Here is a 9,993-nt window from a genome sequence, read left to right on the forward strand (position 1 = left end):
CTCGCCGCCGGGGCCCTCCGAGTGTCGCTCACGCGGCTCTCTTGAATTTCGCTTGAGGGCAGATTTAGAAGCGAACTTCTTCGTCGCCAGCGGCGCACCGCCCTCGTTCGTGGGGCGTATATAGTCGGAGCTCCCTCGGGGCGTCAACACCGATTTCGAACTTTTTTGAATTTTTTGCGACGAATTTTTCAGCCCGCTTTTTCGATAGCCGACTGCCCCAGCGGCAACCCTTGGGTCATCCACAGCGGGCCCTATTGCCGCCGCATTAAGGCGTGAAACCAGCCCATAGAAGGAAGGCGCGCGCGTATGTGTGAGGCGCCCCCGAAACAGACGACCGCGACAGACGACAAGAGCGCCGTCTCGCAAGAGACGCATCATTGGGGATATCGGCCGACTTGCCGCTTCGTTGACTTCAACGGCCGTGACAGGCAAATGTCATGGCCGCAACGAGAACGACAAGCCGTTTCGCCTGGGGAAGAAGCAGCCTTTCTGGATGCCGGACACCGAAGAGGTCATAGCCGAACTCGGCAACGAGCCGCCGCTGATCGCGGACGGCCGCAGCGGTCCGCCTGACCGCCGCGAGGTATCGGCGCGCTGGCTGTCGGGTACCTTCCTCACCGGTGTGACCTCGAGCGTGTTGATGGGCGTGGCATTATTTGCGGCGCTCGACGGGCGCCAGCAACTCGCCACCCCACCGGAAATCGCCGAGCTCATCGGTCTTGCCAGCGGCGGCGATGATTCCGGCGAGCAGGCAAAGACCACCAGGCTGGTGGCACCCCGCCAGATCGCCCGGGCAAAGGACCGGCGGCGCATGGAAGTGTCGATGGTCACCAAGGTCGGCGACCGCGACGTTATCCACACCATGCCTTTCGTGCAGATCAAGATGGCCTTGGCCGCCGGCCACACCACCAACCGCCCCTATCCGCCCTTCGACCCGTTGCAGGTGTTCGGCGACGACAGCGACGACAACGCCCAGCCGGCAACGGCCACCGCGGCCGCCGCGCAGATCTACGGCGCCAAGGTCGAGAGCGAAATGAGCCTCAAGACGGTCGATTTCCCGATCGAGACGGCTTCATTCGACGAAAAAAGCGACCTGTCGGCCGACGAGGTGGAAAAGGTGGTTCGCGATGCCAGCAACGGCTTGAGCGACGGCGCCGTCCAGGTGGCGGCGCTGCATTATGTCGATCCGCAGCGATTCGGCGACGCCTTCGCCGAATCGATGGCCGGTTCCTACGACGTGAAGATCACCCAGGAAAACGTTTCGGTGGCGCCGCGCGCCACGCTGGACGACCAGACGCCGGCCTTCGCCGAGGAAATCATTCCCTTCACCGAGGATACCGATATCGCCGAGGCCTATGCCGATTCGGGCTACACCGGCGCTGACGCCACCGGCATGGCGGAGGCGATCGGCAAGCTGTTGAACACCACGGCGCTCAAGGCCGGAACGGTGCTGCGTGTCGGCCTCGAAGTACGCGGCGACATCGCCAAGGTCGTGCGCACCAGCGTATATGACAAGACCACGCATATCGTCACCATCGCGCTTGACGACCGCGGCCAGTATGTGCCGGCCCAGGAGCCGGAGCCAAATCCCGAGCTTTTGACCGCCTTCGATGATTCGCAGCCCGTGGTGGTGCGCGGCAACCTGCCCAATGTCTATGACGGCATCTATCGCACCGCCTATTCCTACGGCATGTCGAAAGCGATGACGCAGAAGCTGATCAAGCTTCTCGCTTCCGACGTCGATTTCCAGTCGCGGCTTTCGCCGGCCGATCGACTGGAGGTCCTGTTCTCGCAGCCCGACGGCGACGACCAGACCTCCGACAATTCCGAGCTTCTCTACGTGTCGGCGACCTTCGGCGGGCAGACGCGGAATTTCTATCGCTTCCAGATGCAGGACGGCAGCACCGACTATTTCGACGAGAACGGTTCGAGCGCCAAGCAGTTCCTGCTGCGCAACCCGCTGCCCAACGGGCGCTTCACCTCCGGCTTCGGCGCGCGCCGTCACCCGATTCTGGGCTATGTGCGCATGCACACCGGCACGGACTGGGCTGCCCCGATCGGATCGCCCATCATCGCGGCCGGCAATGGCGTCGTGGAAAAGGCCGGCTGGGCCGGCGGCTACGGCAAGCAGATCATCATCCGCCATGCCAATGGCTACGAGACGTCGTACAACCACCAGAGCGCTTTTGCCAAAGGCATCGAGCCCGGCGTCCATGTCCGCCAAGGCCAGGTCATCGGCTATCTCGGCCAGACCGGCCTGTCGACGGGCCCGCATCTTCACTACGAGCTGATCGTCAACGGCACCAAGGTCGATTCAATGCGCGTGCGCCTGCCGGTCGGCAAGGTGCTGAAGGGTGACGATCTCGTGGCCTTCAAGAAAGAGCGCGAGCGCATCGACGATCTTCTGAAGCAGGAAGACGGCAACTCGCTGAAGGTCGCCAGCGCCAAGACTGATTCGCAGCTTCCGAACTGAGCAGTTCCAGGAACCGCTCCACCTGTTTCACGCAATTCCAGACGGAAGGCTACGGCGAAGTCGACGGGCCTAACCGCTCACAATGGAATTGCTCTAATCGCGCGATTCGTCTGTCTGCCGCGGCCAAGGCGATGCCTGTCCGGGAACCGTAAACCAGGCGATAAGGGAAGAAAGCACGCAAAGCAGCGCCGTGACCGCCGCGACCGCGGTGAAAGCCGAATCGCTTGCCGCCACTCTGGCCGCGTCGAGATTGGCCGCAAGCCCGGAAGCGGGCGGCTCGCCGAAACCTGGCACTCCGGAAGCATTGCCGATGATCCGCGCGTAAACCCAGGCCGCCAGCGAACCCATCGCCGCCACCGCGATCAGGCCGCCGACGCGCGAGACCGCATTGTTGATGCCGGACGCGGCGCCCGTATCCTTGTCCTCGACGGACGTCATGACCGCAGTCGACAACGGTGACACGACTTGCGCCATGCCTAGCCCCATCAGCGCCATCAGCGGAAATGTCCCGGTCCAGAAATTGTGGATGCCGAAATGCGTGAGCAAAGCGAGGCCGGCGAAGGCGATGGCGACGACCATGCTGCCGCAAGCGATCGGAAAGCGCGGACCGATCCGGTCCGACCACTGGCCGACCGGCCCGGACAGAAGCGCGATCAATGCCGACAACGGCAGGAAGATGAAGCCGACCTCGGCCTCGCTCAACCTCCAGCCGGCGATCAGAAGCATCGGCAGGTAGAACAGATTGGCCGACAGCGCGAAATAGAGGAAGAATGTCGCCAAGTTGGCGCCGGCAAAGGCGCGGATGCGGAACAGGCCGAGATCGATCATCGGATCGCGCTGCCAGCGCTCATAAGCGATAAAGACAAAGAGCAGGACCACACCGGCAACAATCGCGGGCGTTGACAGCATTCCGCCGCCTTCGGCATTCATGGCCGTCAGTCCATAGGCGAGCAGGCCGAAGGCAAGCGTCGCCAGCGCGGCGCCCCCAAGGTCGAGGCTGCGTTTTTCGGTCGGTTTGTCGGCCGGCACCTTGGCCAAAAGCAGATAGATGGAGATCAGCCCAAGCGGCAGGTTGATGGCGAAGATCGCGCGCCAGACCCCGTTGCCGAACGTCGTCAAAACGAAGCCGCCCAGAACGGGGCCGAGCGCCGTGGTCAGCGCCGAAGCGGCGGCCCAGATGCCGATCGCTCGGCCGCGCTCCTTCTTCGGATAGGCTTTGGCGATGATGGCGAGGCTGCCCGGCACCATGATCGCCGCGCCGATGCCCTGGATGGCGCGGAAGGCGATTAAAATGGCCGGGTCGGGAGCCACCGCGCAGGCGAGCGAGGCGGCGATGAACAGCGCGATGCCGGTCACGAAGGCGCGCCGCAGCCCGAACCGGTCGCCTGCGGCGCCGCCAGCCAGGATGAGCGCCGAGAGCGTCAGCGCATAGGCGTTGGAGATCCACTGCGCCTCCGCCAGGCTGGCGTCGAGGTCGGCGCGCAGCGCCGGCATGGCGATCGCCAGGATCGAGCCGTCGATGAAGCCGAGCGCCGAGGCGAGGATTGCCGACACCAGCACGAATTTGCGTTGCGTCTGGGGACAGAACGTGCCGTTCGCCCGCGCGGGCGAATGCGAATCGGCGGTGGTTTCGTTCGCGGATGACATAAATCCCTGCTTAGCCCTGCGGAATGATTGCAACAACGAGCCAGAGCAATTGTGTTCTTGAAACCAGATGGCACTGGCCGGGTGGCGAGGTGAGCGGCAATCTTGAAGGCAAACCGCCGATCGCGTGCTAGGTTCCAGCATTGCGTGTAGGGGGGAGCCATGAAGCGACCGCTCGAACCGTCGGCGGAAGGACGCGGGCGCATCGTCGGCATAACCGACGGCGTTTTCGCCATCGCGCTGACCCTGATCGTGCTGGAGATCAGGGTGCCGGCGCATGAGGCGGTGCATTCGGAAGGCGAACTGCTCGGAGCGATCCTCGCGCTCGCGCCACGCTTTCTGACCTATGCGCTGAGTTTCCTGACGCTCACCATCTTCTGGTTCGGCCAGCAGGCGCAGCATGGCCTGATCGCCAAGTCGGACCGCAGGCTGGCGACGCTCAACCTGTGCTTTCTTGCCTTTATCGCGCTATTGCCCTTCTCGACCGACCTGCTGGCCGATTTCCTCGAGTTCAGGATCGCGGTGCTGGTCTACTGGCTGAACCTGCTGATGCTGGGCGCGACGCTGTTCGCCAGTTGGTGGTATGCCGACAGGAACGGCATGATCGCCGAGGACGTCGACGCGGAGACGCGACGCGCCGTCTACAATCGCATCGTCAAGGCGCAGGCCCTGTGGGGGGTCGGCGCGGCGCTGTGTCTGATCACGCCGCTGCTCAGCATCGGCTTCATTCTGCTGGTGCAGCTCATCTATGCCGCCGCGCCGCGCGCCTCACTGCTGCGTAAACTCATCGGTTGAGGTTCCGCCGATCTCCGCGATTGTTGGTCCGCCGACGAACTCCACCGTGACGCCCGGCGACACCAGCTTGGCAAGCTCGCGCGCATCCCAGTTGGTCAGGCGCACGCAGCCATGGCTCTCGGTCTTGCCGATCTTGGAGGGATCGGGCGTGCCGTGAATGCCATAGGTCGGCTTGTCGAGCGCGATCCACACCGAGCCGACCGGACCGTTCGGCCCCGGCGGGACCGTCAGGATCTTGTCGTTCTGGCCCTGCTTGAAATTGATGTTGGGGTTGTAGGTGTAGTTCGGGTCGAGCGCGATGCGCGAGACGGCATGGATGCCGGTGGGCGACGGCGTGTCGGCCGAGCCGATGGTGGCCGGATAGGCCGCGACCAGCTTGCCGCTGCCATCATAGGCGTAGACTTCCTTCTTGGTCTTGTCGGCGACGATGCGCGTCACCGGCGTCGAGACCAGCTTGCCGAAATTGGCGACCTTGATCATCGTGCCGGGGCGATTGAAGTCGATCCCCTTGTTGATCGACTTCAGATAGGTCTCGTCCATGTGGAAGCGCTCGGCCAGCGCCTCGGTGACCGAGGTGTAGCACATGCAGTCGAGCTTGGCCTTCTGGCTGTAGTCCTCGGGGATCGAGGCGACATACGGGCCGGCGACATCTTCCGGCGTGATCGTGTAGGAAGCGAAGGCGTCGCCGCCCGACTGGGCGAGCGCCGCCTGGATGCCGACCGCATCGGTCGATTTGAGATTGGTGCCGTTTATTTCGTTATAGGCGGCCAGCGCCTTGTCGACATTGGAGCCGAAGCGCCCATCGATCACGCCCGGCGAGGCGCCGCCGCGATCGAGCAGCACCTGCAGCGCGGCGACATCCTGACGCACCCCGAGCGACAGCGACGGATCGACACTGGCCTTACCGCCCGTGTTCGGCGGCAACGAGGCCTCCGGATTGGTCTGCAGCACCTCGCCCTGGCCCGGCTGCTCCGGGTCGATCGACGCCTCGTTCAGCGGCTGGCGCTTGATGGTGTTGGACTTCGGCTCTTCCGGATAGGTGGTGGCGTAGCCTTCGTCATTGTTGGGCGCCGGCGGATAAGCATCGACGGAATTGTCGCCGCTGTTGGGATCGTATTCGTCGGCCGGCGGCGGGATGACCCGGCCGTTCTCCTCCAGCTGCCGCCGGCGGAAGCGGGCCATGTCCTCGGGATTGTCGAGATAGTAGCGGTCGTCATCCTCGGCCGGCGCGCGGCCGAGCTCCTGCATGCGCATCTGCCGGCGAAGCGCGCGGCGGTCGAGCCTGCTCCCCGGCGGCTGGATGGCGATGACCTTGCCGGTGTCGGCATCGACCAGCACCCGATTGCCCCTGGCGTCGTAATAGATATCGATATTGCCTTCCTGGGCCAGCATCAGCGCGCCGCGCTCAGCCGGGCGCACGCCTTGCGGGCCATCCGCGCTCGGCGCGGCGAACGCGCCGGAAGACGCCAGCCCGGCCGCGAGTGCCGAAAGGGAAAAGATCAAGCGCAGCATGGGGGTCAAGCTCTCCGGTCGACTCTGGCTTCTGACGGGCGAATCTTCGCCAGCAAACCAGTTACCCAAGTTAAGGTTCCAACATGAACCGGGCATGAAGATGGCGGATTTCCAGTACCTTGACGAACATTAGCCAGTCTGCGCGAGCCCCAATTGCTTGCGTGCCTGTCTGGTCAGCTTCAGCACGACCAGGCGGTGGCTTTCGCGCAGATAGTCCTTGAGCGCCGCATCATCCATGCTTTGGCTTGTCTGACGCTGGATCCATTTCATGCCGCGCGAAGCGAGATAGGGCGCCGGCCGGCAGCCCGGCTGATCCTTGAGCACGTCATAGGCCATCTCGGAACATTTGAAGGTGACGAAAAGCTCGCCGCCGTCGTTCCAGCCGCCGATGGCGAACACCTTGCCGCCGACCTTCCAGACATGGGCGCCGCCCCATTGGACGACATGCGTCGTGGCGGGCAATGAAGCGCAGAAGCCGTTGTAATCGTCGAGCTTCATCGAGTCCTTCCCGGTCATCCGAATCGGCAGCCGATTATGCGCAGTCCCCGAAAATAACAAAGCGCGCCGCACCGGTTCGGTGCGACGCGCTTGTTCATTCCAACTTGCCGGAGATCAGGCGGCGGCTTCCGTCGCCACCACCGTCGGCTTCGAGCGGAAGTTCAACCGGTCGGAACCCGCCGTGACTTTGACGGTCGAACCGTCGAGGATCTCGCCGAGCAGGATCTTCTCCGCCAGCGGGTCCTGCAGCTCCTTCTGCATCACCCGTTTCAGCGGCCGGGCGCCATAGGCCGGGTCGTAGCCCTTCGAGGCCAGCCACTCGATCGCGTCGTGATCGAGCGACAGCGTGATCTTGCGGTCGACGAGCAGGTTCTCCAGCCGCTTGAGCTGGATCTCGACGATGCGGTCCATGTCCTGCCGACGCAGCCGGTGGAACAGGATCACCTCGTCGACGCGGTTGAGGAACTCCGGCCGGAACGAGGCTTTCACCACGCTCATCACCTCGTCACGCACGGCATCGACATCCTGGTCGTCGCTGAGGCTGACCAGGTATTCGGCTCCGAGATTGGACGTCATGATGATCAGCGTGTTGCGGAAGTCGACCGTGCGGCCCTGACCGTCGGTCAGGCGGCCGTCATCGAGCACCTGCAGGAGCACGTTGAACACATCCGGATGCGCCTTCTCGATCTCGTCGAACAGCACGACCTGATAGGGCCGGCGCCGCACCGCTTCGGTCAGCGCGCCGCCTTCCTCATAGCCGACATAGCCGGGAGGCGCGCCGATCAGCCGGGCGACGGAGTGCTTCTCCATGAACTCCGACATGTCAATGCGCACCAGCGCCGTCTCGTCGTCGAACAGGAAGCTTGCCAGCGCCTTGGTGAGCTCGGTCTTGCCGACGCCGGTCGGCCCGAGGAACATGAACGAGCCGATCGGCCGGTTCGGATCCTGCAGGCCGGCGCGGGCGCGCCGAACAGCCTTGGACACCGCCTGCACGGCTTCGCCCTGGCCGACGACGCGCTTGCCGATCTCGTCTTCCATGCGCAGCAGCTTCTCGCGCTGCCCTTCCAGCATCTTGTCGACCGGAATGCCGGTCCAGCGCGACACGACATGCGCGACATGGTCAGGGGTGACCACCTCTTCCACCATGCCGGCCTTGCCGTCCTGGGCCTCGGCTTCCTTGAGCTTCTTCTCCAGTTCCGGGATCTTGCCGTAGGCAAGCTCGCCGGCGCGCTGGAACTCGCCCTTGCGCTGCGCGATCGCCAATTCGTTGCGCATCTCGTCGAGCTGCTTCTTGAGGTCGGCGGCGAGCCCGAGCTTCTGCTTCTCGGCTTGCCATTTCGAGGTGAGCTCGGTGGACTCCTCTTCCAGGCCGGCGAGTTCCTTCTCCAGCCGGGCAAGCCGGTCCTTCGAAGCCTCGTCCTTCTCGACCTTCAGCGCCTCGCGCTCGATCTTCAGCTGCATGATGCGGCGGTCGACCTCGTCCAGCGCCTCTGGCTTGGAATCGACCTGCATGCGCAGCCGCGACGCCGCCTCGTCGATCAGATCGATCGCCTTGTCTGGCAGGAAGCGGTCGGCGATGTAGCGGTTGGAAAGCGTCGCCGCCGACACCAGCGCCGAATCGGAGATGCGCACCTTGTGGTGCTGCTCGTATTTCTCCTTCAGGCCGCGCAGGATCGAAACCGTGTCCTCCACGGTCGGCTCGTCGACGAAGACGGGCTGAAAACGGCGGGCAAGGGCGGGATCCTTCTCGACATGCTTGCGGTATTCGTCGAGCGTGGTCGCGCCGACGCAGTGCAACTCGCCGCGCGCCAGCGCGGGCTTCAACAGGTTCGACGCGTCCATAGCGCCGTCGGCCTTGCCGGCGCCGACCAGCGTGTGCATCTCGTCGATGAACAGGATGATGTTGCCGCTGGCCGAGGTGACCTCGTTGAGCACGGCCTTCAGCCGCTCCTCGAACTCGCCGCGATATTTCGCGCCGGCAATCAGCGCGCCCATGTCGAGCGCCATCAACTGCTTGTCCTTCAGCGATTCCGGCACGTCGCCATTGACGATGCGCAGCGCCAGGCCCTCGGCGATCGCCGTCTTGCCGACGCCCGGCTCGCCGATCAGCACGGGGTTGTTCTTGGTGCGCCGCGACAGCACCTGGATGGTGCGGCGGATCTCGTCGTCGCGGCCGATGACCGGATCGAGCTTGCCCGCGCGGGCATCGGCCGTCAGGTCACGCGCGTATTTCTTCAGCGCGTCATAACCCTGCTCGGCACTCGCCGAATCGGCGGTGCGACCCTTGCGGATATCATTGATGGCCTGGTTGAGCGCCTGCGCGGTGACGCCGGCCTTGGACAGGATGTCGGCTGTCTTGGCCGACTTCTCCATGACGAGCGCCTGCAACAGCCGCTCGACGGTGACGAAGCTGTCGCCGGCCTTCTTGGCCAGGTCCTCGGCGGTCGAGAACACCTTGGCGAGCGGCTGGGCAAGATAGAGCTGGCCATTGCCGCCTTCGACCTTGGGCATTGCCTCGAGTGCCGTCTCGACGCCGAGCTTGACGTCGCGGGCATTGCCGCCGGCGCGCTCGATCAGGGACGCGGCAAGGCCCTCGTCATCGTCGACGAGCACCTTCAGCATATGTTCAGGCGTGAATTGCTGATGGTTGCGCGAGAGCGCCATGGTCTGCGCGGACTGGATGAAGCCGCGCACGCGCTCCGAGTATTTTTCAAGATTCATATCTGTCTCCTTCCGTCACCGGCCCGCTTTGCGGCACCGGATCAGATTGCGGTGACGGACCCGCTCATAGGAGCCGAGCCCTGTTCAGCCGAGATATGGTGTATGGGGTGCGGTCCCTCAAGACGCCTTGATGTCGATCAAAGCAGAATATTCCAGCTGCGCACGAACGAAAACGGCGGAGATTGCTCTCCGCCGTCTCAAAGCCTGGAATGGTGTTTCGATCAGTTGTTCGCGTCGGCAGCAACGGGCTCGCCGGGCGCTTCGCTGGCTATCGGCGCCGGCTCGCTGGCGACGGGCTCGCTTGCCGGCCTTGCCTCTTCGGCGGGCCTGGCGCTGGTAGCGCTATGCGC

At 64.2% G+C, this 9,993-nt stretch carries 6 protein-coding genes; 2 read left to right on the forward strand and 4 right to left on the reverse strand.

The window, feature by feature from the left end; genetic code table 11:
* Positions 1-493: 493 nt before the first annotated feature.
* Positions 494-2,473 carry a M23 family metallopeptidase gene (locus tag EOA23_RS27385; protein ID WP_189341724.1) on the forward strand — a complete coding sequence of 660 codons (1,980 nt, stop codon included), beginning with the start codon at positions 494-496 and terminating at the stop codon, positions 2,471-2,473.
* A 93-nt stretch (positions 2,474-2,566) separates the two neighbouring features.
* On the opposite strand, the gene EOA23_RS27390 is transcribed toward EOA23_RS27385, so the two are convergent.
* Entirely contained in the window at positions 2,567-4,120 is a 1,554-nt protein-coding gene (locus tag EOA23_RS27390) for an MFS transporter (RefSeq protein ID WP_127306439.1), read from the reverse strand.
* 159 nt (positions 4,121-4,279) lie between these two features.
* Here EOA23_RS27390 and EOA23_RS27395 point away from each other — a divergent pair, with 159 nt between their 5' ends.
* Positions 4,280-4,912, forward strand: a complete 633-nt coding sequence (locus EOA23_RS27395; protein ID WP_127306440.1) for a TMEM175 family protein — start codon at positions 4,280-4,282, stop codon at positions 4,910-4,912.
* On the opposite strand, the gene EOA23_RS27400 is transcribed toward EOA23_RS27395, so the two are convergent.
* The 3 genes from EOA23_RS27400 to clpB all read right to left on the reverse strand — a co-directional run bounded on the left by EOA23_RS27400 (position 4,886) and on the right by clpB (position 9,643).
* Positions 4,886-6,424 carry a L,D-transpeptidase family protein gene (locus EOA23_RS27400; protein WP_127306441.1) on the reverse strand — a complete coding sequence of 513 codons (1,539 nt, stop codon included), beginning with the start codon at positions 6,422-6,424 and terminating at the stop codon, positions 4,886-4,888. The two genes, EOA23_RS27395 and EOA23_RS27400, sit on opposite strands and share 27 nt — an antisense overlap.
* A 129-nt stretch (positions 6,425-6,553) precedes the next feature.
* Positions 6,554-6,922, reverse strand: coding sequence for an MmcQ/YjbR family DNA-binding protein (locus EOA23_RS27405; RefSeq protein ID WP_126064258.1), 369 nt, complete (start codon positions 6,920-6,922; stop codon positions 6,554-6,556).
* Between the two features lie 114 nt (positions 6,923-7,036).
* On the reverse strand, positions 7,037-9,643 hold the full coding sequence (clpB, locus tag EOA23_RS27410; RefSeq protein ID WP_127306442.1) for an ATP-dependent chaperone ClpB: 2,607 nt from the start codon (positions 9,641-9,643) through the stop codon (positions 7,037-7,039).
* Positions 9,644-9,993: the final 350 nt, after the last annotated feature.

This window comes from Mesorhizobium sp. M2A.F.Ca.ET.042.01.1.1 (assembly GCF_003997405.1).
Lineage (GTDB): Bacteria > Pseudomonadota > Alphaproteobacteria > Rhizobiales > Rhizobiaceae > Mesorhizobium.